This is a genomic window from Candidatus Puniceispirillum marinum IMCC1322, from assembly GCF_000024465.1.
Taxonomy (GTDB): Bacteria; Pseudomonadota; Alphaproteobacteria; order Puniceispirillales; family Puniceispirillaceae; genus Puniceispirillum; species Puniceispirillum marinum.
In genome coordinates this window covers 554572-579079 of sequence record NC_014010.1, presented here as the reverse complement: position 1 = coordinate 579079, position 24508 = coordinate 554572, and the positions used below count along the sequence as shown (strand labels likewise).

The window sequence follows — 24508 nt, the reverse complement described above, 5'->3', positions numbered from 1 at the left end:
TCTTGAAAGTCAGGCTTGATGAAAAGTGAAAACAATTTCTTGATAGATTGACATTATATGCAAGCTAACCATCAAAGGGTTAAAAGTTGGTTTGTTTGATGCCGCTGTAAAAACATTATCAAACTTTGGTTTTTGATCGAGAAATGTTTGACAGACACAAAAAATGGTTATCAAAGTTACGAATATGAATGAATGTGATACATCGGCGTGATAGCCGTGTTCTGCCGGATGTTGAGGGGGCGTCATGGACGAGAATTCATCAAAAACAGGTGGTGCAAAATCTGGTCGGCGCCTACGGTCTGGGGGACGTGCCGCGAATACGGCCCGCCGGGGTGATACGCTTTTCAAACAAAGCCCGTGGCGGTTGCCCGTTAATCATGATCGCCCAATCGAGCCTCTATCCGAGGATGGTGTTATCGCCATTCATAACGGGGCTATGCATATCCTCGAAGAAATCGGCATTGAGTTTCTTAATGAAGAAGCGCAGCAGCTTTTTAAAGACGCTGGATGTAAGGTTGATGGCACCAACGTAAAAATGGGGCGTGACTGGGTCATGGATATGATTGCCAAAGTGCCACGCCAGTTTACCATAACGCCTCGTAATCCAGATCACGAAATTACCATTGGCGGTAATCACATTCTCTTTGGCAATGTGTCATCACCACCAAATTACTATGATCTTGACCTTGGGCATAAAATCGCTGGTACCCGAGAACAATGTGCAAATTTGTTGAAACTTTCACAATATTTCAATTGCATTCATTTCGTGGGAGGCTATCCGGTCGAACCGGTAGATATTCATGCCTCTATTCGTCATCTTGATGTTATTTATGACAAGCTAACACTGACTGATAAGGTCGCTCATGCTTATGCGCTTGGCAAAGAGCGTATTGAAGATGTCATGGAAATGGTAAAGATTGCGGCGGGACTTAGTGAAGCCGCGTTTCAGTCAAAACCGCATATGTTTACAAACATCAATTCAACTTCACCTCTCAAGCATGATCATCCGATGATTGACGGTTCATTGCGGATGATCCGGCGTGGTCAAGCCGTCGTGGTAACACCTTTCACTCTGGCTGGCGCGATGGCGCCTGTAACCATGACGGGGGCGGTGACCTTGTCTATTGCCGAAGCCTTATCCGCCATTGCCCTGTTTCAATACGTAAAGCCTGGCTGTCCCTGTGTTATTGGCACCTTTACTTCGAATGTTGATATGAAATCGGGTGCGCCTGCATTTGGAACAGCAGAATATATGCGTGCAACCCAGATTACTGGTCAGATGGCGCGATATTACGACATGCCTATGCGTGCATCAGGCGTTTGTGCGGCAAATATACCGGATGGTCAATCTATCTGGGAAACGTCCAATTCACTATGGTCTGCGGTGCAATCGGGAACCAATATGGTCTATCACGCGGCTGGTTGGCTTGAAGGTGGGCTTATAGCAAGTCCGGAAAAGTTCATTATGGATTGTGAAATGCTTCAGATTATCCAGCGTTATATGGAGCCAGACATATGGGATGCACAACCCGATGCCATTGCCATTGATGCGATCAGGGAAGTTGGCGCAAGCGGCCATTATTTCGGTATCCAGCACACGCAGGATCGCTATCAAAGCGCATTTCATGAACCGTTTGTCAGTGACTGGCGGAATTTTGAAGCCTGGGAAGCCGCTGGTGCAATCAGAACACCCGAACGCGCTAATAAACTATTCAAGGATATCATCGCCACGTTTCAGGCACCGCCAATGCCTGCAGACAGACATGAAGAATTGCTGGCATTTGTAGATCGGCGTAAGGCTGAAGGCGGCGCGCCTACTGATTTTTAAACAATGCAACAATATATGAATGGAATTGTATTAACATGAAAACACAAGCAAAAGTGGTTGTTATCGGCGGTGGTGTCGTTGGGGCTTCGGTTCTGTATCACCTGACCAAGCTGGGATGCCGCGACGTTATCATGCTCGAACGTTCGGAATTGACGTCCGGATCAACATGGCACGCGGCGGGCGGTATGCATACGATTAATGGTGATCCGAATGTTGCCAAGTTGCAACAATATACGATTGAGCTATATCAGGAAATCGAAGACCTATCGGGTCAGGATATCACCATGCATATGACGGGTGGTGTCATGCTGGCCGCTACCGAAGAACGCTTTGACTGGTTAAAGGGCGTTTATGCCAAGGGTAAATATCTTGGTATGGATGATCTTGAAATCATCACCCCTGAGCGCGCCCATGAATTGTTGCCGCTTATTGATCCTAGCCAGTTTGTTGGGGCTATGTATGATCCTATTGAAGGACATGTTGATCCTTATGGTGTGACCCATGCTTATGCAAAATCTGCACGAAAGAATGGGGCAGAATTCTATACTCATACAAAGGTTGAATCCCTGACACAAAGCCCGGATGGTACGTGGAATGTGATAACTGACAAAGGCACAATCAAGGCAGAACATATTGTTAATGCCGCAGGGTTGTGGGCGCGTGAAGTTGGCCGCATGGTGGGTTTGGAATTGCCCGTGCTGGCGATGGAACATATGTATCTGTTAACCGAGGATATGCCCGAGGTCGCCGAGGCAAACGCCAAAACAGGGTCTGAAGTTATCCATGCTGTTGATTTTGACGGTGAAATTTATGTGCGCCAGGAACGCGGCGGCATGCTGATGGGGACTTATGAAAAAGCCTGTGTGCCGTGGTCAGAACGCGAAACACCATGGGAATTTGGGCATCAACTGCTCGAGCCTGATATTGACCGGATTGCCCCGTCATTGGAAGTCGGCTTTCGGCATTTTCCCGCTTTTGAACGCGCGGGCATAAAGCAAATCATCAATGGACCGTTCACCTTTGCACCGGATGGTAATCCGCTTGTCGGGCCGGTCAAGGGCATGACGAATTACTGGTCTGCATGTGCTGTTATGGCTGGATTTAGCCAGGGCGGTGGGGTTGGTCTGGCGCTGGCAAACTGGATTGTTAATGGTGATCCGGGTTTTGATGTCTGGGCGATGGATATCAGCCGCTTTGGTGATTATACGAATATGGCTTACACAAATGCGCGTGTGCGTGAAAATTATTCACGTCGCTTTTCCATCCGTTATCCGAATGAAGAACTCGAAGCTGGCCGTCCCTTGCTGACCACCAGCATATATGACAGGCAAAAAGCTGCAGGTGCGCAATTTGGTGCCAGTTATGGATTGGAAGTGCCGCTATGGTATGCCCCCGAAGGGGTGAAGGATGAATTTTCGTGGCGCCGGTCAACTGACTTTGAGCATATTGGTGCCGAGGCACGCGGCGTTCGCGACTCTGTTGGTCTGGGTGATATATCGGGATTTGCCAAATATAGTGTAACAGGTAGTGGTGCGCATGCGTGGTTGGATCGATTGCTGGCGTGCAAGCTACCACCGATGGGTCGCATGACATTGGCGCCGATGCTGAAAGATGATGGCAAGGTCATCGGTGACTTTTCCCTCGCTTGTCTGGCAGAAGATGAATTTCTGATTATTGGCTCGGGAATTGCCGAAAATTACCATATGCGCTGGTTTATGGCGCATATGCCAAAAGATGGATCAGTGACGATTACATCGCATAATCTTGAGCTTGTTGGTCTGACGCTTGCTGGGCCAAAGTCGCGTGATGTTTTGCAGGCGTGCACATTTGATGATGTATCTCACGCGGCTATGCCGTTTATGTCGGTGCGCAGAATGGATATTGGCATGGTGCCAGCCATTGTTGGCCGGGTCAGCTACACGGGTGATCTTGGGTATGAAATATGGGTTAAACCTGAATATCTAACTAATCTATATGACCAATTCATGTTGGCAGGTGCAGATCATGACATCACATTATTCGGCGCCCGCGCCTTGAATGCCTTGCGGCTGGAAAAGAATTTTGGCTCATGGGGACGCGAATTCAGGCCGATTTATGGGGCTGTTGAAACCGGACTTGACCGCTTTGTTGCCTACGACAAGGACACAGACTTCATTGGCAAGGCTGCGGCGCATGCCGAGCGTGAATCTGGCGGCTCATTGCGTTTATGCAGCTTTGTTGTTGATGCCAAAGACGCTGATGTCATTGGCGATGAACCTATATCCCATGCGGGCAAGGTTGTCGGCTGGGTAACATCGGGTGGTTTTGCCCACGCATCGGGCGTATCAGTGGCACAGGGTTATGTGCCAAAGGAACTTGCCGATCACAATGATGGCTGGCAGATAGAATTGCTCAGCGAACAGTTGGATGCACGATTACAGCGCGTACCGTTATTTGATGCTAATGCAGGGCGTATGCGTAGCTAGATCAACGCACCGGCGTCAAGTGCGCGGGCAAACATCTGGTTATCAATATTACCGCCTGATGCCACGGCAATAACAGTTTTGGCACCAGCTGGATATTGTCCATCCAAAGCCGCCGCCAATGCCACAGCACCACCTGGCTCAATAATGATCTTCAGATATTTAAACGCAGTTGCAATCGCCTTGAGAGCCAATTCGTCGCTGACAACGGCACCACCGCTGAGGTTGTTACGATTGATTGCAAAGGTCATTTGGCCAGGTTGTGGGGTCACAATCGCATCACAGATTGATTTTTTGGATATATCGGCGGTCTGGATTTTGCCGCTTTCCAGCGATCGCTTGGTATCGTCATAAAAGGCTGGTTCGGCAGACCAGATATCAATATCCGGAAAGGCAGCTTTTAAGGCGATGCTTGTTCCGGCGATTAAGCCGCCACCGCCACAACAGCATAATAGGGCATCAGGCGTGATATTCATGGCGGCGCATTGGGCGGCAATCTCATGCCCGACAGTGCCTTGTCCGGCGATAATGCGCACATCTTCATAAGGGCGAACAAGCTCGGCATTATGTGTTTTGGTTATGGCTTCGCCTATTTCCTCGCGATTCTGCGAATAGCGGTCATAAAAGACAATTTCAGCCCCAAAGGCACGCGTCCCTTCCACCTTGTTTGCTGGCGCGTCTTCGGGCATCACGATTGTGGCTTTGATGCCGCGGCTGGCGGCGGCGCGGGCAACACCCTGCGCGTGATTGCCGCTTGAATAGGCAACGACATGCTTGACCTCATCACCTAGCGACCAGATCACATTACTGGCACCGCGTAATTTAAAGGCACCCGTATGTTGCAGGCACTCGGCTTTTACCAATAGCCTAATACCCAGCAACTGATTTAAAAGAGGGGACTCCATTAAGGGGGTTTGTATCGTATGAGGCGCGATGCGGATCGCGGCATCGGCAATTGTTTTTGCAGTTATTTGCAAGGCCGCGTCTGCTGTTTGTTCGATGGCCGCTTTGGTGTCTGTCATGATAAGGCTCCGACAGGATGGGTAAAAATCACGATACACCCTAGGAATAATAGGTCATAGGCGCAAGCGGTTAGCCTATCAATCGCCTTAGTTTGTTTTAGGCACTTGAGTTTGGCGCGTTGCACGCCTATTTTGGTGGCTTGTTAACATAAAGGATCACCAGATGACCAGTTCCGCCACATCACCGCAATTTGCCGGTTCATTCACAGCGCTTATTACGCCTTTTGCCAATGGTAAAATTGATGAAGCTGCGTTCTGCAAACTTGTGGATTTTCAGATCGAAAGTGGCACGAATGGTCTGGTACCTGTCGGCACTACTGGTGAATCCCCAACCTTGTCACATGAAGAGCATGATCGCGTTGTTGAGTTGTGTATAGAACAGGCCGCTGGCCGTGTGCCTGTCATTGCGGGGGCTGGATCAAATAGCACAGCCGAGGCAGTACGTCTGGCTAAACATGGTGCAGATGCGGGGGCAGATGCGGTGCTGATTGTCAGCCCCTATTACAATAAGCCCACGCAAGAGGGGCTTTATCGCCATTTCACAGCCGTTGCCACGGCGGTTGACGTACCGGTCATCGTTTATGATATCCCCGGCCGATCAATCGTGCGGGTGAGCGATGATAACCTATGCCGAATGGCCAAGGATTTCAGTAATATCTGCGGCATTAAAGACGCAACCAGCGATGTGGCACGGCCAACAAAACTGCAAACTTTGCTGGGGCATGGCTTTGCCCAGATGTCGGGGGAAGATGCCACAACCTTGCCTTATCTTGCTGCAGGTGGTCACGGTGCGATTTCGGTTACGTCCAATATCGCCCCTCAGTTAGTGGCTGAAATGCATCAGGCGTGGCAGGCTGGCGATATCAAAACCGCACAGCTCATCAATGCGCGTTTAATGCCAGTTCATGATGCCATGTTCTGCGAAGCGAGCCCCGGACCGGTCAAATATGCGGCGGAACTGCTGGGCATCTGTTCAGCAGATACGCGTTTGCCATTATGCGAAATTGCCGAAGCCAGCAAGGCACAGGTAAAAGCCGCCCTGCGAAGCGCAGGTTTGTTGAATTAGTCATCTATCCAGTTAGGTAAATCAAATGGCCTCTGGGCATATATCAACGGGCCGTATCGCTGAAAACCGAAAAGCGCGCCATGAATATGAGATCGAAGACCGTATCGAGGCTGGGCTGATCCTGCTTGGCAGTGAGGTCAAATCATTGCGGACAGGGCGCGCCAGCATTGCCGAATCTTATGCTGGTGAAGATAGTGGGCGCTTGATGCTGTTCAATGCAAATATCCCTATTTACGAACCTGCACGGGTTAATCACGAACCCAAGCGTCCTCGTGAATTGTTGGTCAAGGCACGTGAACGTAACAAGTTACTGGGGTTGATCCGGCGCGAAGGCATGACACTTGTGCCGCTTAGTCTTTATTTTAATGATAAAGGCGTGGCTAAAATTTCGGTTGGTCTTGCCAAAGGCCGAAAGAAACAGGATAAACGCCAGGCGGCAAAGGATCGCGACTGGGGCCGTGACAAAGCCCGCCTTTTACGTGGTAAAAATTAATTTTCTAAATTAATTTCATCTTTCACCATACTGAAAATATGTGAAAACATATCATCGGTCAATCGGCGCGTCTGGGTGTTGTATCGTGAGCAATGATACGAACTGATCAGCTGAAGTTTGCGTGCGTTGCCATCGGCCATCTTGCTGACGATCTGGTGATGGCTGGCATGTGTAAATAGATATTCTGCATATCTATATCCTGTTGCGCGCAGAACCGCATCATGCGCAAGTCGCCCCAGTGCCAGCACCACCTTGAGATTGGCCATGGCCATAATTTCACCGACAAGAAAGGGACGGCAATTATGCGTTTCGACAGCGCTTGGTTTGTTTTGAGGGGGCACGCATCGCACCGCATTGGTGATCCGGACATCGTCAAGCCTGATGCCGTCATTTGCATGACCGCCATATGCCCCATGCGCCATCCCAAATCGTCCTAGCATCTCAAAAAGATAACCTCCAGCCGAGTCGCCGGTAAAAGGGCGGCCAGTTGCATTTGCGCCTTTTAAACCAGGCGCGAGGCCAACGATCAAAACCTGCGCTTTCAATGATCCCATCGCATCAACAGGCGCATTATGCCATTCAGGATGTGTTTTGGCATATGTTTGCAAATAGTCATGCAGCCGTGGACATAATGCACAATCAGCTGGCGGCGGCGAAAAGGTCGAAAGTCTAGGTGTCATTTGTCGCTTTGGCAGGTGCTTTTGAACTACTTTTGGAAATATCTGCCGCAATATCGGCCATATCAATATAGACATCAGCCATGCGACGTAACTGATCGGCAACCATCGGCGGGGATGTCTTATTGGTTGACACCACCGTTGTTCGGACACCAAGCGCCTGCACATCTTCGAGCAGACGACAGAAATCGCCATCACCAGAAAACAGAATGGCATGGTCGATATGCGGCGCTAGCTTTAGCATATCGAGCGCCAGTTCCATATCCATATTGCCTTTAAGTCGGCGTCTTCCGGTTTCTTCATCAATAAATTCGCGGGTTAATTTGCTGACCACGGCATAGCCATTATAATCCAGCCAATCGACCAGCGGCCGAAGCGAGGAAAATTCCTGATCTTCAGGGATAGCGGTATAGTAATAAGCACGGATGAGATTGGTGTCTTTGGCGAAATGAGTCCGCATACGCGCAAAGTCTATATCCAGATTAAGCGCACGGGCGGCGGCATAAAAGTTAGATCCATCAATAAATAATGCTGTTTTGTCCATGAGAAAAAATCCTTTAATAAATCCTTTTAAAAATGATGATTAAGAATAAAAGCTATTCGTAATTTAATACTAATAATAAATACACAGAAGCTGAGCTTTTTCTAAAAAATAAAGCGACTTATATATTCAACTTGCCTATAACGGCGTCATATTCATGTTCTAAATGTGTTTAGGGCATGATGTGCGTGGCTGGCATAAAACCTTTAGGGATAAACATGCAAAAAACCGACATATATCTGGGCATTGGCGCTAATTTAACGCCTGATGGCTTTAACAGTCCTCAAGCGGGGTGCGAGGCTGCGCTAGACGGCCTGTCTGGTTATAGCATTGATATAATTAAAATTTCGCGCTGGTTCGAGTCGGCTCCGGTGCCGGTGTCTGATCAACCATGGTTTAAAAATGCCGTTATTCATGCCACCACATCCCTAAATGCCGCCGAAACATTAACCGCCTTACATAAGGTTGAGGCACAGTTCGGACGCCAAAGGCGAATCCGTAACGAAGCCCGCGTTCTTGACATAGACCTTTTGGATTTTGGTGGTATGCACAGTGATGACGAATCTTTGCTTTTGCCGCATCCGCGCATGCATCAACGCGCCTTTGTATTGCTTCCACTTCAGGATTTAGCGCCTGACTGGGTGCATCCGGTGACTGGTGATTCTATCCAGTCATTGATTGATACTTTGCCAGATGGTCAGATAATTCGTCCGGTATCATAATTATACGCCGAACAAGGGCTTGCGGGTTTTTTTTAATTCCTGTAAACATCCGTCAATCATTAATTTTTTGAGCTGGCTTTAGCCGCCAATCGTGGAGACCTGAATGGCACGTGTCACCGTTGAAGATTGTATTGAAAAAATCCCTAACCGTTTTGAGCTTGTTTTGACAGCTGGTCAACGCGCTCGTGGCATTTTGAAAGGCGACGTTCCGACGATTGATCGGGATAATGACAAAAACCCGGTCATTGCGCTGCGTGAAATTGCTGAAGAAACCGTCGATCTTGATGTGCTTTCTGAGGGGTTGATCAAGAAATTACAGCGTCTTTCTGTTCGTGAAGAACAGGAAACTCACGACGATGCTGCTATCGCTGCTGAAGTTGACCTATCTGAAATGGTTGGTGATTACAGTGATGATGAGGCTCAGGAAAGCGGTATGCAAATCGGTAGCAGCGAAGAGCTGGAAGAAACTGGCTTTGAAGATGTTGACCTTACCGAATTACAGGGCGAGGATTAAGCCAGCCAGCATCATTCAAACAGCCCAAAAGGATGCTGGTATTTTGAGCATCGGTGGGATCTTGGATGATTGAAACTGCAGATCAGATTAAAAACACTATGCAACGCTATGGCACTTTGGGCGATGGCGACATTTTGATGCGTGCTTTTGATTTTGGCATGACCGCGCATGATGGGCAGTTGCGCGCTTCGGGAGAGGCCTATTACACGCATCCTGTCGCCGTGGCCAATATGCTGGCGGGGATGGGACTTGACCTTGATACGGTCATAACGGCGCTTTTGCATGATACCGTAGAAGATTGTGATGTTTCGCTTGATACCATCGAAGCGACATTTGGTGCTAGTGTTGCCCAGCTTGTTGATGGTGTTACCAAACTGAGTCGGATTGGTGAACAAAATCGTCAAAGTACAGCTCAGGCAGAAAATTTTCGTAAACTACTTCTGGCTATGAGCGAAGATGTCAGGGTGTTGCTGGTTAAGCTTGCCGACCGAACGCATAATATGCGCACGTTATCCTTCATTCCAAAAGCAGAAAAACGAACACGCATTGCGCGTGAGACAATGGAAATTTACGTCCCGCTTGCTGAACGGATTGGCGTCACCAATATCCAGAATGAATTGGAGGATTATGCTTTTGGTGTGCTGAATCCTGAAATGCAGGAAACCATTAAAAACCGTCTTGAATATCTGGTGACAGAAACAGAACTCATCATTCCAACTATCAGTGTTGAGCTTCAGCATGTTGTTGAGCGCCATGACATAGAATGTAGTGTTACCGGACGTATTAAGACGCCTTATTCAATCTGGCGTAAAATGCAGCACAAAAAAGTCACCATGGATCAGCTTGCAGATATAATGGCTTTTCGTGTTTTGGTACCTGATGTTGAAAGCTGCTATAGAACGCTTGGTGCTGTGCATGGCACCTATCCATCGGTTATGGGACGATTTAAAGATTATATTTCAACGCCAAAGCGCAATGGCTATCAGTCACTTCATACAGGCGTAATTGGTCCTGAAAATCACAAAATTGAAATTCAGGTGCGGACGCCATCAATGCATGAATATGCTGAAAATGGCGTGGCGGCTCACTGGAGCTATAAAACCAAAGAAGATGTTGATAACTTCAAAAAAATAAAATGGATAAATGAACTTGTTTCTATTTTGGATGAAGAAGCAGGCGCTGATGAATTTCTTGAACATACGAAAATGGATTTATATCGAGATCAGGTATTCTGTTTTACCCCCCGTGGAGATCTAATTGCCTTGCCGCGAGGGGCAACGGCGGTGGATTTTGCTTTTGCCGTTCACACAAAAATTGGCATTACTTGTAATGGTGTAAGCATTAACGGTAAGAATCGTCAGCTAGCTACCGAGCTTGAAAATGGTGATCAGGTTGACATTCACACAGATGAGAATGCACGCCCCCGTGCCGAGTGGGAGGCGTTTGTCAAAACCGGGCGCGCCAAGTCAGGCATAAGGCGCTTTCTGCGGGCTGAGCGTATTGTCGAATTCAGCCGTGTTGGCAAGGCAATGCTTCAGAAAACTTTTCGTGAAAATGGTAAGTCCTTTCGCCAGTCAGCCATTGAAAATTATTTAACTGCACTTGGTTCAACCAAAATTGATGACTTGTTTGCGCAGGTTGGCGAAGGCCGTATTCCAGCTTTGACAATTTTTGAAACTGTACATCCCGATGCGGCAGTTGCCGTAAAAGGCAAAAGCAGCAGTAAAACCGCCAAAAAGCAAACAGTGGCGCTTAAAATAAAAGGAGATAATTCAGGAACAGCGATTATTATGGGGCGCTGTTGCCATCCGTTACCAGGTGATGATGTGGTTGGCATTTTCACTACTGGCAAAGGTGTCACGGTGCATATGATTGGGTGTGATACTTTATCCAAATTTAATGACACTCCTGAATTATGGATTGATGTTGAATGGGAACGCGAGGGGCCAAAGCGTGTTTCTGGGCGCTTAAAAACAGTCTTGTCCAATGTGCCTGGTAGCTTGGCTGCTTTGACTACAGTTATTGGCCAGCAAGGTGGCAATATTTCAAATATTTACCTGATTGACCGCACCCCTGATTTTTTCAGCTTTCAGCTGGAGCTTGACGTCAAAAATGTTGAACATTTAAGATCAATCATCGGTGTTTTGCAGTCCAATAAGCATATTGAAAGCGTGGAGCGGGATATTAATGGCTAATATTTCTGCGCAGTTTCATCTGCCAATGTTAACCAGTTTTGGGCTTGCCTATGTTTAGGCGCAGGAATCCTTTAACTCGACTGTCACAGTTGCGGGGGGTGATTTGGCCCGAGCGCGGGTTTCGCCGGTTATTTGCCTATTTGATGCAACGCGTTGTGCGGACACCCGGCAGCACCTCTTCAATCGCGGTCAGCCTGTCTTTTGGTGTGGCTATATCCTTTACGCCTTTTATCGGCTTTCATCTAATTCTGGCGGCCGTTTTGACCTCATTGGCACGCGGTAACGTTCTGGTTTCGGCGATAGGTACCTTTATTGGCAATCCGTGGACATTCCCGCTAATCTGGTACGCTGATTATGAACTGGGTATATTCATTTTACGTATTTTAGGTTTTGATTTCAGCCAACAGTTACTTTCACTGGATCAGTTTTCGTCACATCCGACCGATCTTCTGCTACCTTTAACGCTTGGGGGCTTTGTACTTGGTGCAATCAGTTGGTTTACGACCTATGGTGCGGCTTATTGGGCGATTGACGCCTGGCGTCAGCATAGGGCAAAACGAATTATGGAGGCTAAATTGCGACGCGCACAGGCAACCCGGGGCACCGGAGCTGATAAGACGCATGATACGCCGACAAAATTTGATCAGAAAACCGATCAGGACACAAAATAACACCAATCATATAAAAGGGCGAATAAAGGAATTCTTATGACCCAAACATCATCATCAGCGCTTTCCAGATTGCGTCTTGGCGTCAATATTGATCATGTTGCGACTATTCGCAACGCGCGTGGTGGTGTTCATCCCAATCCGGTTGACGCGGCTCTATTGGCAGAGCAGGCAGGCGCAGATGGCATTACGGCTCATCTTCGTGAGGATAGACGGCATATTCATGATGACGATATTCATGCGATAAAGGCGGCTATTACAGTGCCGTTGAATTTTGAAATGGCGGCAAATTCAGAGATGATCGATATGGCGCTGGCTGTCAGGCCAAATGCGGCCTGTATTGTGCCGGAACGCCGTGAAGAGGTCACTACCGAAGGTGGCTTGGCGGTTGTGGGCAATGAAGATCGGCTGGGCACATTGTTGCAGCCGCTGAAAGATGCAGGTATTCGTATTTCGCTATTTATCGAAGCAAGCGAAGCTGAAATTGATGCCGCGCGTTCTGTTGGTGCTGATATTATTGAGTTGCATACAGGGCGTTATTGTCATGATGACACTAACCGTAATTTTGAATATACCCGTATTCGATCGGCGGCAACCTATGCAGTCAAACAAGGTATAGAGTGCCATGCAGGGCATGGTCTGACCTTTGACACAGTTGGGGCGATTGCGGCCATTCCCGAAATGGAAGAGTTGAATATTGGGCATTTTCTGATTGGCGAAAGCATCTTCCTTGGGCTTCCCGAAGCCATCCGCCGCATGCGTAATCTGATGGATGATGCGCGTACAGGTTTGTCAGTATGATCTTGGGGATTGGGACTGATCTGGTTGATAGCCGCCGGATTGCGAATAGTCTTGATCGCTTTGGTGCGCGTTTTGAAACCCGTATTTTTACCGAAAAAGAAATTGAAACTGCCCGAAACAGACCTGATCCGTCACTATTCTACGCCAAACGGTTTGCTGTAAAAGAAGCTGTTTACAAAGCTTTAAGTGCTGCTGAGGTGGCTGGCCTTGGATGGCGTGAGGCCGAAACGCTGAATGATCCGAATGGTGCGCCAAGATTACATCTTTCTGGTGGGTGCAAAACGGCGCTTGAGCGCTTAACCCCAGAAGGCTATAAGGCCTCAATACATATTTCGCTTAGCGACGAGTTGCCCTATGCACAAGCATTCGTTGTCATCAGTGCATCAATGATTCAAACGGGAATTTAACATGACTAAGAAAAAAGAAAGCAAAGGCGAGCTTTTTAAAACGATAATAATTGCTGGCGCTATTGCCCTTGGTTTTAGATCATTTCTGTTTGAACCATTCAACATTCCTTCCGGCTCGATGGTTCCCACCTTGCTGGTTGGGGATTATCTGTTTGTGTCGAAATATTCCTATGGTTATTCACGCTATTCCTTCCCGCTTGGCATTTTGCCTTTTGGCGGGCGTATAGCTGAAGATGTGCCAGAGCGAGGTGATGTTGTCGTATTTCGTCAGCCGACCGATGTTTCGATATCTTTTATCAAGCGTGTTGTTGGTTTGCCTGGCGATCGTATTCAGGTCAAAAACGGCATCCTGCATATCAATGGCGAACAGGTCAAACGCACCTATCTTGGCAATACAAAAGCGCGTAATGCCTCATCGGTAATTGATTTCAAGGTCTATGAGGAATTATTACCGAACGGCACCAAACATTATATTCAGGAACGTTCAGATAATGACAGCTTCGATAATACGGTTGAATTCACCGTTCTTGAGGATCATTATTTCATGATGGGCGATAATCGGGATAATTCGCGCGACAGCCGAACATCATCGGTTGGTATGGTGCCTGCCGAAAACCTTATCGGTAAAGCGCAAATCCTGTTTTACAGCCATGATGGCAGTGCCCGTATTTGGGAATTCTGGAAATGGCCATTCGCAATTCGCTATGGCCGGCTTGGTGATACAATTATTTGATGAAATCAGTTGATCTGAAACCACTAGCCGAACGGCTGGCACATAAATTCAACGATCAATCAGTGCTTGTCCGTGCTTTGACACATGCCAGTTTTGCAGGGCCGACAAAAAGTAACGAGCGGCTTGAATTTCTGGGGGACCGGGTTCTTGGTCTTGTTCTGGCTGATTTTTTCTATGGTCAATGTCCGGATGAAGATGAAGGCAAGTTATCTTTGCGTTTGCATGCTGATGCCCGTCAGTCAAAGCTAGTCGAAGTTGGCCGTGAACTTGAATTGGCTCGTTTTATTTCGGTTCAGAACGGCATGGCGCTAGCTGAAAATGAATCGGTCATTGCTGATGCGGTTGAGAGTCTGATTGCGGCGCATTATCTTGATGGTGGCTTTGAGGTGGCGCGTCGTTTTATCCTTGCATATTGGGCGCTTGATACGGCCGCGCCAGCAGGTACCGACAAGGATGCCAAGTCACGGCTGCAGGAATTGGTCATGAAACAGGGGCTTGCCTTGCCACACTATAGATTGATTTCTAAATCTGGACCCGATCATGCGCCTGAAATGATATATGAAGTATCTGTTGAGGGGTATGATTCTATCGTGGCCAGCGCTTCAAACCGGAAACTGGCAGAACAGCAAGCCGCTGCGCTTATGGTGGCCCAAATAACTAAAAAAGACCTAACCAAGAAAGAGATAACATGACAAGCGATGACGCGATGACCAAGGCTGGCTTTGTAGCGCTTATCGGGGCACCGAATGCGGGTAAGTCAACCTTGATGAATGCCATGGTTGGCCAGAAAGTGTCGATTGTTACCCCAAAGGTGCAAACCACCCGCAGCCGGGTTCGTGGCATTGCCATGCAGGGCACGGCGCAGATCATTTTTGTCGATACACCGGGTATTTTCACGCCAAAGCGGCGCCTAGACCGGGCTATGGTGCAGGCAGCATGGCAAGGCGCCGAAGATGGTGACGTTCTGTTGCTACTGCATGATTGTGCCCGCCGCGAAATTGATCAGGATACGCTGAACATCATCGAAAAGCTCAAAAAGTCTGGTCGCAAGGCATCATTGGTGCTTAACAAGATTGACCTGCCGCCGCAGGAACGCTTGCTTGAACGCGCTGACGCCATGTCCAAGCTGTATGATTTTGAACGTATTTTCATGGTGTCGGCGGAAACGGGTAACGGTATCGATGATCTGAAAACATGGCTGGCAGACCATATGCCGGCAAGCCCCTATCTGTTCGATCCTGAAGACCTTTCAGATATGCCCCTGCGGCTTTTGGCAGCAGAAATTATGCGTGAAAAGCTATTTTTGAACTTGCATCAGGAATTGCCCTATCAGCTGACGGTGGAAACCGAAAGCTGGGAAGAGCGCGACGATGGTAGCGCTGAGGTGCATTTATCGATCTATGTCGCGCGTGAAGGGCATCGTGGCATTATCCTTGGCAAGCAGGGACAGTCGATCAAGCGCATCGGGTCTGCTGCCCGCCGCGATCTTGAAGAGGCACTTGAAAGGCGGGTGCATGTCTTTTCGCATGTGAAATATCGCAAAGACTGGATGGATGACTCGGCGCGTTATTCTTTGTGGGATCTGGATTACAATGCCTGAATGGGTTGCTGATGCCGTCATTATTTCGGCAAAGCCACATGGTGAGGGCAGTGCCGTGGTGATTGTGCTGACCGCAGAAAATGGTCGTCATGCTGGCCTTGTTCGTGGCGGTAGCTCATCCAAAATGCGTGGCATTTTACAGCCTGGCAATCGCGTGCGCGTCAGTTGGCGTGCTCGGCTTATTGACCAGCTTGGACAGATGCAAATTGAATTGATTAACGCGATACCGGCTTTGATGCTAGATGATGCCTTGCGGCTTGCGGGCATTGCGTCAGCCTGTGCATTGCTTGATGGGACCTTGCCTGAACGCGAAGCCCAGCATGCTTTATATGATGGAACAAATGCCCTGTTTGATCTGATGTGTCTCGATGATCCGGATCATCGCTGGATCGAGGGCTATATCCGTTGGGAGCTTGGCTTGCTGAATGCTGCAGGGTACCAGCTTGATCTGACACGCTGTGCTGCCAGTGGTGCCCGGGAAAAGCTTGCCTATGTAAGCCCGAAATCGGGATGTGCGATCGCTTTGGATCAGGCTGGCGAATATGTCCAGCGGATGCTGACATTACCGGTATTTCTGGGTGGAATTACGAATGTTGCATCTGATCATGTTTCAGGCCTGAATTTAACCGGTCATTTCCTTGAGAAACGTGTCTTTGCGGCGCATAATCAAGATCTACCAATACAACGAAGACGGCTAGCCGATATGGTCTTAAGCCGCTATAACCAAAGCGCTCATATCGAATAGAACCAGTGACCACAAACGATTTTAACAAGGTACATTATGGCGAATGATACATATACCAATCCTGGCGAACATATTGACCAGACAAGCTTTTCCGATGCGTTAAGTGAACGGTATTTGGCCTATGCCTTATCTACGATCACATCACGCTCCTTGCCAGATGTACGTGACGGATTGAAGCCTGTGCACCGGCGTTTGCTTTTTGCCATGCGCCAGCTAAAGCTTGATCCGGGTCAGGGGTTCAAAAAATCTGCCCGTGTGGTAGGTGACGTTATGGGTAAATTCCACCCACATGGTGACGCTGCCATTTATGATGCCATGGTGCGCTTGGCACAGGAATTTGCCATGCGCTATCGGCTTGTGGACGGGCAGGGTAATTTTGGTAATATCGACGGCGATAACGCGGCCGCCATGCGCTACACCGAAGCGCGCATGACCGAAGTCGCACGGCTTTTGCTTGACGGTATCGACGAAGATTCGGTTGATTTCAGACCAACATATGATGGTGAATCCGAAGAACCTGTCTTACTGCCTGCTGGATTTCCTAACCTACTGGCCAATGGTGCCCAGGGCATTGCGGTTGGCATGGCGACATCAATCCCGCCTCATAATGTCATTGAGCTTGCTGATGCGTCGCTTCATTTGATTAAACATCCAAACGCATCGATTGATACCTTGATGCAATATGTCAAGGGGCCTGATTTCCCGACAGGTGGGTTGCTGGTTGAACCAGCGGATTCAATCCGTGATGCCTATGCAACAGGCCGTGGCGGGTTTCGGGTGCGGGCGCGCTGGGAAATTGAAAAGGAAAAGGGAGGTGGCTGGCAGATCGTTGTTACTGAAATCCCGTATCAGGTTCAAAAATCTCGTCTCATTGAACGTCTTGCAGAAATGCTTAATGCAAAGAAATTACCTGTTCTGGCTGATATCCGTGATGAATCTGCCGAAGATTTACGTATCGTGCTTGAGCCAAAATCACGTCGTCTTGAACCTGAAATCGTCATGGAAAGTCTGTTCAAACTATCCGATCTTGAAACCCGTGTGCCGCTGAATCTGAATGTACTTGATGCAACAGGACGACCTGGCGTCATGGATTTGCGTGGGGCTTTGAATGCGTGGCTTGCGCACCGACAGGTTGTTTTGCAACGGCGTGCGCATTTCCGTTTGGGCAAGATTGCGCATCGTCTTGAGGTGCTTGAAGGCTATCTCATCGTCTATCTCAATCTTGACGAAGTGATCGCCATCATCCGCGAATCTGAACATCCACGTGACGCGTTGATTGCGCGCTTCGATCTGACCGAAACACAGGCCAATGCGATTCTGGATATGCGTTTGCGTTCTTTGCGCAGGCTTGAAGAAATGGCCTTGCGCACCGAACGGGATAATCTGGTTGCCGAACAGGCTGACTTGCAGAATTTGTTGGCGAATGAAGATTTGCAATGGAAAAAAATAGCCACTGAAATCAAAGATATGAAAGATAGTTTTGCCAAGCATGACAGGCGGCGAACAACATTGGCTGATGCGCCTGAAATTGATTTTGACCCAACTGAAATTCTGGTTGAGCGCGAACCAATAACCATCATTTGCTCAGCCAAAGGGTGGATTCGTGCCATGAAGGGGCATCAGGAGCTTGATAGCGAGTTCAAATTCAAAGAGGGCGACGGTCCAGGGCTGGTTTTACATGCCGAAACCACCGACAAGATTTTGCTGTTTGCCGATAATGGCCGCTTCTATACATTGGCAGGTGATCGCTTGCCGCGTGGGCGTGGTTTTGGTGAACCTGTAAGCCTCTTGACCGATTTGCCGGCGGATATCGAAATTATCACATTATTGCGCGGTGTAGCTGGTAAAATGCTGGTTGCGGCTAGCACTGGCCATGGTCTGATCGTGGATATGCAATCTGCTATTGCGCAAACCAGAAGTGGAAAACAGATACTCAACTTGCCTGGAGATGCGCGCGCTGTTGCCTGTTGTATGGTCGATGGCGATATGGTTGCTTCGGTTGGAGTGAACCGCAAATTACTGGCCTTTCCGATTAGTGAATTACCGGAAATGACGCGCGGACGTGGTGTCATTCTGCAACGTTTCAAAGATGGCGGCCTTGCTGATGTTACAGTGTATCACAGTGATAAAGGCTTGAGCTGGCAGGCTGGTGGCGGGCGCACGCGTACCGAAACGGATATGAGCAACTGGATTGCCAAAAGGGCAGGTGCGGGTAAATTGCCGCCAACAGGGTTTCCGCGTCCGGCAAAATTCACTTAAATCCAGTTAAATGGTGTTTTTTTCAAGCTTTGATTATGTGTCTTGCGGCGCTTTATATGTTTGCCATTGCCCATCAATGAAAACACTGGCTGGCTGGAAGCGGGCTTTGTAATACATCTTGCTGCTGTCTTCGACGTAATAGCCTAGATAAAGCCATGGCAAACCTAGTTCTTTGGCAAAATCAATCATGTCCATAATCATATAAGTGCCAAGCGATCGTTTTGTTTCAGACGGGTCATAGAAGCTGTAAACGGCACTTAAACCGTCACTTTGCACATCGGTTAGTACCGCCCCAATCAAGCGCCCATCAGCAGTCATATAATTGAGTAAGACAGACTCAATAGGGCTGTTTTCGATCATGCTAACGAACTCATCCTGATTCATCGTTGCCATTTGTCCATCACCATGACGGGTGCTGATATAGCGTTTGAATAGATTGAAATGTTCTGCTGTTGGGGTGATTGGTGCAATATGACGCGTCAAATCCTCATTCGAACGCCATATACGTGACAGATTGCGCCCCATCTTGAAACCAACCGTATCAACGCGCCACGGAATACAGGCATTGCATCCGGGGCAGGCAGGCTTGTAAACCCAGTTTTCAACACGGCGAAAACCAGCCCGCGCCATTTGATCGTGCAAGGCAGGATTCTGACTGATATCGACAGCCACGCGCTGTTCGGTTCGTCCAGCAATATACGGGCACTCACTGCGCATGCTCAAGCGAACGGCAAGGGGGGGCTGATTATGAAGTCGCTTATCCTGATCCATACACTAATGTGCCAATGAACAGCGTCAGAAATCAAGCTTGGCGTTTCGTAAAAACGCTTTTGTGCCTTTACTAGTTTTTGTCGGCGTCATCAAGTTGGCGAACTGTAAAGTTTGCCTTGCGTAAATCATCGATGATCTCTTTGACATGCTCGGTACCGCGTGTTTCGATGACAGCGTCAATTTTAGCGAGTTTGGCTGGCACATCAAAAAACAGCCTTTGATGGTAAATTTCGATGATATTGCCACCACATCGTCCAATCGATGCGGTAATCGCTGCTAGCATCCCCGGTTCGTCCGAAATATCGATACGTAAACGCGCAACCCGGCCGTCGCTAGCCATATTACGGTTTAATATTGATGCCAGTAATCGTGGATCGATATTCCCACCACAGATCACAACCCCGACTTTTTGACCTGCAAACATCTCGGGATAAGCGTAAAGTGCCGCGATACCAGCCGCACCAGCCCCTTCGGAAACAACCCGTTGTTGTTCGATGAGGGCGCCGACAGCCCATTCAAGCTGCTGTTCATTTACCAGCAGAATATCGTCAACATTCTTTTCGATGGCTGGCAAGGTGACCCCACCCGGTTTTTTAACCGCAATGCCTTCGGCAAGCGTTTCTCCGCCACAGACAATTTCCTGCCCGGCTACGGCCAGTTTCATTGATGGATAGGCTTCGGTCTGGACACCATAAATTTTTAAATCAGGGCGCATGTCGCGCGCTATTGTCGATATGCCGCCCATCAGACCGCCACCACCAATAGGCACAACCAGCATATCCAGATCAGGCTGGTCTTCCAGCATTTCCAGTCCGACCGTACCTTGACCTTGCATGACTTTTTCATTGTCATAGGGATGAATAAGGGTCAGGCCACGCTCTTCAATCAGTTTTTGTACTGTATTTTCGCATTCATTCAAATTGCGCCCTTCAAGCACCACTTCGGCGCCATAGCTTCGGGTGCGTGTGACTTTGGCAAAGGGCGTTTGTGACGGCATCACGATCACCGCGGGTATGCCCATGGCTTCGGCGTGATAGGCGACCGCTTGCGCATGATTGCCAGCTGACATGGCGATAACGCCTTTTTCCCGTTGCTTGTCATCAAGCCCAAGCATGGCAACATAAGCGCCGCGTGCCTTGAATGACGACGTATATTGTTGGCATTCGAGTTTTACATAGACCTCGCACCCCAGATGACGGGATAATAAAGGTGACTTTATCATTGGCGTCCGAATAACATTGCCATCAAGTAATGTGGCCGCATCGCGGATATCTTGTGCTGAAACACCCATATTAAGAACCCCTTTGGAGATGTGATTGCCAAACATGGGGGGGCATGTTCAGCACTGTTGGATTACGTGCTTGATGACGTTAACGGGCTTTCATTATCTGCGCTAGTGCAGAAGCTATTTTGAGTGCAGAATTGTGGCAATTTGCGGGGCAAAATAGGTAATAACAGCATCGGCGCCTGCGCGTTTGAAAGCCGCCATGCTTTCCATCATGCTTCGATCCTGATCGATCCAGCCATTTTCCGCCGCCGCTAGAATCATCGCATATTCTCCTGACACCTGATAGGCGATACATGGCACACCAAATTCAGTTTTTGCCCTATTCAGAACATCAAGATAAGGCATGCCGGGTTTGATGATCACCATATCGGCACCTTCTTGCAGGTCGAGGCCGATTTCATGCATAGCTTCATCGCTATTCGCCGGATCCATCTGATAGCTTGATTTGCCAGTTGATCCAAGCGAGACGCCTGCCTTAACCGCCTCGCGGAACGGCCCATAGAAAGCCGAGGCATATTTGGCTGCATAGGACATGATGATCACATTTTGATGTCCGGCATGATCAAGGGCGGTTCTGATAGCGCCAACACGCCCATCCATCATGTCGGATGGTGCGATGATATCACAGCCAGCATCAGCTTGAAGAACCGCTTGCTGGCACAGAATGTCAATGGTTTCATCATTGGCGACCATACCATCACGGATTACGCCGTCATGACCATGATCGGTAAAGGGGTCAAGCGCGACATCGCAAATGATGCCAAGGTCTGGATAGGCGTCTTTGACAGCACGAACAGCCCGGCAGATAAGATTGTTACCATCAAGGGCACCGGTGCCGTCTGCGTCTTTCATCGATGAATCCAGAGCTGGAAAAATCGCAATGGCTGGAATCGAAAGGCCAACAGCTTCTCCCGCCTTTGCGACAAGGCGGTCAATCGAATGCCGATATTGCCCGGGCATCGACGCGATGGGTTCATCTATCGCCTGACCTTCGACAACGAACATAGGCCAGATCAGATCATCAACTGTCAGATTTGTTTCTGCCATCAGCCGACGAGAAAAGGATTGCATGCGGTTACGACGCATCCTTGTGGATGGAAATTGACCTCTACTCATGCCTGCTGGTTTCCGATATGTTTCATTTTGTTGAATATATGTAAACAAACATGGGGCTTTCTGCAATGCGACAAAGCGACATTATCTGTTCATGTGAAACCGGCTCTGGGTCACAAAGGGTTGGCGTGATCACACTTGCCCGCCCCAAGGCGTTGAACGCGCTTAGTATAGAGATGGTTACGGTTCTGCATGACCAACTAGCCGCATGGGATCAGGATGATACGGTTTCGCACGTCATTCTCAAAAGCAGTGCACCTCGTGCGTTTTGCGCGGGTGGTGATGTGCGATTAGCACGCACATTAATGACTGAAGACCCTGTTGACGGGGCGCTTGATTATTTCCGGTCTGAATATCTGGCAGATGTTGCGGTTGCGCATTTTTCCAAACCAATGATTGCTTTATGTGATGGCATTGTGATGGGGGGTGGTGCTGGCATAGCGCAGAATTGTTCACATATCATTGTTACCGATACCACGCGTTTTGCTATGCCTGAAACCGCTATAGGCCTGTTTCCGGATGCAACAGCCAGCTTGTTTCTGGGCCGCTGTCCAAGGCCGGTTGCGCTATGGATCGGTAACACGGGGGCGATGCTTGATGGGGCTGATTGTATGATGCTGGGTCTTGCCCATGCGGCTGTTAAAAGCGCTGATATTGATACCCTGTCAGACGCGCTTGTGACTTGTTCAGCGGATATGATTGATAGCGTCATTGCTGACTTTCAAATTGATCCGGGGGTGCCTGGGCTGACCGCAAACCGGGCGGCTATTGATTATATTTTTGGCGCTGAAAAGGCCGAAGACATGGTGATGCGCGCAGCCGATATGGCGCGGATCAAGGGCGATGCCTTTGCCGATAGCATCCACAGTCTATTGACCACAAGATGCCCGACCTCAATCAAGGTATTCACACATCTATTGAACCTCTCAGATACGATTGCAGACGCCGATGCTGCACTTGATCTTGATTTCAAACTTGCGCTCAAGATGATGCGCCGCCCGGACTTCGTTGAAGGTGTCAGAGCCGTTCTGGTGGATAAGGATAATGCCCCGTCATGGTCACCTGCGACACTGGCAGAGGTTTCGGATGACATGATCGCCGATATCTTCAATCATGAAGGGCTTCCATCCTTGCGTTAGGCGGGGCTTCAATCTAGATTATCGATATCTGCTGGTCATTATAGTGACGTGCCCGACTTTAATGTGCCGGATGTACCAGATCTTATTATGAATTAGCCATATCAAGGAAACTTTTATGCGTCTTAGCCAGTATTTTCTACCCCTTCTGAAAGAAACCCCGAAAGAAGCTCAAATTGCATCGCATCGCTTGATGTTACGGGCGGGAATGGTGCAACAATCCAGCGCTGGTATCTATTCATGGCTTCCGCTTGGTAAGCGTGTCCTCGATAAAATCGAAAATATCGTCCGCGAAGAACAAAACCGCGCAGGCGCTCTGGAAATTCTGATGCCGACGATACAGCCCGCCGAGCTATGGCAGGAATCTGGCCGTTATGACGATTATGGTGCCGAGATGTTGCGCATTGTTGACCGGCATGAGCGCAACATGCTTTACGGCCCTACTAATGAAGAACAGATTACTGACATTTTTCGGGCGCATGTGCGCAGTTACAAAGCGCTACCGTTAAATATGTATCATATTCAGTGGAAATTCCGCGATGAAGTGCGCCCGCGTTTTGGTATTATGCGTGGCCGTGAATTTTTGATGAAGGATGCTTATTCGTTTGATCTGGATGGCGACAAGGCACGGGCGGCCTATAACCGTATGTTTGTATCTTATCTCAAAACCTTTGCCCGCATGGGCTTAACAGCAATCCCGATGGAAGCCGACACAGGACCGATCGGCGGTGACATGAGTCACGAATTTATCATTCTGGCGGAAACGGGCGAAAGCGGCGTCTATTTTCATAAAGATTGGATGAACATCAATCTGGATGCTGATATTGATTATAATGCCGATCTCCAGCCATTTGTTGATAAATATACCAGTCTCTATGCGCGTGCTGATGATATGCATGATGCGGATAACTGTCCGGTGACAGCAGATGAATTGATGTCGCTTCGTGGTATTGAGATTGGCCATATCTTTTACTTTGGAACAAAATACTCTGAGGCCATGGGCGCGACAGTCAGTGGCCCTGATGGCAAAGCTGTGCCCGTGCATATGGGGTCATATGGTATTGGCGTGTCACGGCTTGTTGGTGGCATCATTGAAGCCAGTCATGACGATAAGGGTATTATTTGGCCAGATTCTGTGGCGCCGTTTGGTGTGGCGATCGTTAATCTGAAACCGGGTGATGCCGTGTGTGATGCCGAGGCCGAACGTCTTTACGAACAATTCGACAATGCCGGATTGGAGCCGTTGCTTGATGACCGCAATGATCGTCCGGGTGCCAAGATGGCAAGTATGGATTTGATTGGTATTCCATGGCAAATTGTTGTTGGTCCACGTGGTATGGAAAATAACATGGTTGAGGTAAAGCGGCGTAAAACGGGCGAAACTGCCGAAATGTCGCCAGATTCTGCTGTTATCAAAATCTTAAACCGATAATTGATATAACTTATGATGCGCGTCATTCACCTATC

23 protein-coding genes are annotated in these 24508 nt (G+C 48.7%); 17 read left to right on the top strand and 6 right to left on the bottom strand.

The features are described 5' to 3' along the window. Window positions 1-244: 244 nt before the first annotated feature. Both SAR116_RS02810 and SAR116_RS02805 read left to right on the top strand, forming a co-directional pair. Window positions 245-1828 carry a trimethylamine methyltransferase family protein gene (locus SAR116_RS02810; protein WP_013045417.1) on the top strand — a complete coding sequence of 528 codons (1584 nt, stop codon included), beginning with the start codon at window positions 245-247 and terminating at the stop codon, window positions 1826-1828. 35 nt (window positions 1829-1863) lie between these two features. Next, window positions 1864-4293, top strand: coding sequence for a GcvT family protein (locus SAR116_RS02805; protein WP_013045416.1), 2430 nt, complete (start codon window positions 1864-1866; stop codon window positions 4291-4293). Here the strand turns inward: SAR116_RS02805 and SAR116_RS02800 are convergent. Next, a complete protein-coding gene (locus SAR116_RS02800; RefSeq protein ID WP_013045415.1) occupies window positions 4290-5312 on the bottom strand; it encodes a threonine ammonia-lyase in 1023 nt (340 codons plus the stop codon). The two genes, SAR116_RS02805 and SAR116_RS02800, sit on opposite strands and share 4 nt — an antisense overlap. Window positions 5313-5475: 163 nt before the next feature. On the opposite strand from SAR116_RS02800, the gene dapA reads away from it, so the two are divergent. Together dapA and smpB are read left to right on the top strand one after the other, a co-directional pair. Continuing rightward, window positions 5476-6378: a 4-hydroxy-tetrahydrodipicolinate synthase gene (dapA, locus tag SAR116_RS02795; RefSeq protein ID WP_013045414.1), complete on the top strand. Its 903-nt coding sequence runs from the start codon at window positions 5476-5478 to the stop codon at window positions 6376-6378. Window positions 6379-6403: 25 nt separating this feature from the next. Next, a complete protein-coding gene (smpB, locus tag SAR116_RS02790; RefSeq protein ID WP_013045413.1) occupies window positions 6404-6871 on the top strand; it encodes an SsrA-binding protein SmpB in 468 nt (155 codons plus the stop codon). Here the strand turns inward: smpB and SAR116_RS02785 are convergent. Beyond that, window positions 6868-7551 (bottom strand): uracil-DNA glycosylase, encoded by a 684-nt coding sequence (locus tag SAR116_RS02785; protein WP_013045412.1) that lies wholly within the window; start codon window positions 7549-7551, stop codon window positions 6868-6870. The two genes, smpB and SAR116_RS02785, sit on opposite strands and share 4 nt — an antisense overlap. Beyond that, window positions 7541-8092: a LabA-like NYN domain-containing protein gene (locus tag SAR116_RS02780; protein ID WP_013045411.1), complete on the bottom strand. Its 552-nt coding sequence runs from the start codon at window positions 8090-8092 to the stop codon at window positions 7541-7543. Before SAR116_RS02780 ends, SAR116_RS02785 begins: the two co-directional genes overlap by 11 nt. Before the next feature lie 215 nt (window positions 8093-8307). Here SAR116_RS02780 and folK point away from each other — a divergent pair, with 215 nt between their 5' ends. The 11 genes from folK to parC all read left to right on the top strand — a co-directional run bounded on the left by folK (window position 8308) and on the right by parC (window position 18733). Continuing rightward, a complete protein-coding gene (gene folK / locus SAR116_RS02775) occupies window positions 8308-8811 on the top strand; it encodes a 2-amino-4-hydroxy-6-hydroxymethyldihydropteridine diphosphokinase (RefSeq protein ID WP_013045410.1) in 504 nt (167 codons plus the stop codon). A gap of 103 nt (window positions 8812-8914) precedes the next feature. Next, window positions 8915-9325: a DNA-directed RNA polymerase subunit omega gene (gene rpoZ / locus SAR116_RS02770; RefSeq protein ID WP_013045409.1), complete on the top strand. Its 411-nt coding sequence runs from the start codon at window positions 8915-8917 to the stop codon at window positions 9323-9325. A 65-nt stretch (window positions 9326-9390) separates the two neighbouring features. Then, on the top strand, window positions 9391-11520 hold the full coding sequence (locus tag SAR116_RS02765) for a RelA/SpoT family protein (protein ID WP_013045408.1): 2130 nt from the start codon (window positions 9391-9393) through the stop codon (window positions 11518-11520). A gap of 50 nt (window positions 11521-11570) precedes the next feature. Next, window positions 11571-12191 (top strand): DUF2062 domain-containing protein, encoded by a 621-nt coding sequence (locus SAR116_RS13160; RefSeq protein WP_013045407.1) that lies wholly within the window; start codon window positions 11571-11573, stop codon window positions 12189-12191. A 36-nt stretch (window positions 12192-12227) separates the two neighbouring features. Beyond that, window positions 12228-12989 carry a pyridoxine 5'-phosphate synthase gene (locus SAR116_RS02755; RefSeq protein WP_013045406.1) on the top strand — a complete coding sequence of 254 codons (762 nt, stop codon included), beginning with the start codon at window positions 12228-12230 and terminating at the stop codon, window positions 12987-12989. Further along, window positions 12986-13396 (top strand): holo-ACP synthase, encoded by a 411-nt coding sequence (gene acpS / locus SAR116_RS02750; RefSeq protein WP_013045405.1) that lies wholly within the window; start codon window positions 12986-12988, stop codon window positions 13394-13396. Before SAR116_RS02755 ends, acpS begins: the two co-directional genes overlap by 4 nt. 1 nt (window position 13397) lies before the next feature. Beyond that, the gene (gene lepB / locus SAR116_RS02745; RefSeq protein WP_013045404.1) at window positions 13398-14129 is read left to right on the top strand and encodes a signal peptidase I; all 732 of its coding nucleotides are present in this window, start codon (window positions 13398-13400) and stop codon (window positions 14127-14129) included. Beyond that, window positions 14129-14821, top strand: coding sequence for a ribonuclease III (gene rnc, locus SAR116_RS02740; protein WP_013045403.1), 693 nt, complete (start codon window positions 14129-14131; stop codon window positions 14819-14821). The genes lepB and rnc overlap by 1 nt, the downstream gene beginning before the upstream one ends. Then, a complete protein-coding gene (gene era / locus SAR116_RS02735; protein ID WP_013045402.1) occupies window positions 14818-15729 on the top strand; it encodes a GTPase Era in 912 nt (303 codons plus the stop codon). Before rnc ends, era begins: the two co-directional genes overlap by 4 nt. Next, window positions 15722-16474: a DNA repair protein RecO gene (gene recO, locus SAR116_RS02730; protein ID WP_013045401.1), complete on the top strand. Its 753-nt coding sequence runs from the start codon at window positions 15722-15724 to the stop codon at window positions 16472-16474. Before era ends, recO begins: the two co-directional genes overlap by 8 nt. A 36-nt stretch (window positions 16475-16510) precedes the next feature. Continuing rightward, complete coding sequence (gene parC, locus SAR116_RS02725) at window positions 16511-18733, top strand: DNA topoisomerase IV subunit A (RefSeq protein WP_013045400.1); 2223 nt, start codon at window positions 16511-16513, stop codon at window positions 18731-18733. A gap of 33 nt (window positions 18734-18766) precedes the next feature. On the opposite strand, the gene SAR116_RS02720 is transcribed toward parC, so the two are convergent. The 3 genes from SAR116_RS02720 to hemB all read right to left on the bottom strand — a co-directional run bounded on the left by SAR116_RS02720 (window position 18767) and on the right by hemB (window position 21908). After that, window positions 18767-19504 carry an arginyltransferase gene (locus SAR116_RS02720; protein ID WP_013045399.1) on the bottom strand — a complete coding sequence of 246 codons (738 nt, stop codon included), beginning with the start codon at window positions 19502-19504 and terminating at the stop codon, window positions 18767-18769. Window positions 19505-19574: 70 nt separating this feature from the next. Beyond that, a complete protein-coding gene (locus SAR116_RS02715; RefSeq protein WP_013045398.1) occupies window positions 19575-20795 on the bottom strand; it encodes a threonine ammonia-lyase in 1221 nt (406 codons plus the stop codon). A 114-nt stretch (window positions 20796-20909) separates the two neighbouring features. Continuing rightward, window positions 20910-21908, bottom strand: coding sequence for a porphobilinogen synthase (gene hemB / locus SAR116_RS02710; protein WP_013045397.1), 999 nt, complete (start codon window positions 21906-21908; stop codon window positions 20910-20912). 65 nt (window positions 21909-21973) lie between these two features. Here hemB and SAR116_RS02705 point away from each other — a divergent pair, with 65 nt between their 5' ends. Both SAR116_RS02705 and proS read left to right on the top strand, forming a co-directional pair. Beyond that, window positions 21974-23044, top strand: a complete 1071-nt coding sequence (locus SAR116_RS02705) for an enoyl-CoA hydratase/isomerase family protein (RefSeq protein WP_013045396.1) — start codon at window positions 21974-21976, stop codon at window positions 23042-23044. A gap of 115 nt (window positions 23045-23159) precedes the next feature. Next, window positions 23160-24473, top strand: a complete 1314-nt coding sequence (gene proS / locus SAR116_RS02700) for a proline--tRNA ligase (protein ID WP_013045395.1) — start codon at window positions 23160-23162, stop codon at window positions 24471-24473. Window positions 24474-24508: the final 35 nt, after the last annotated feature.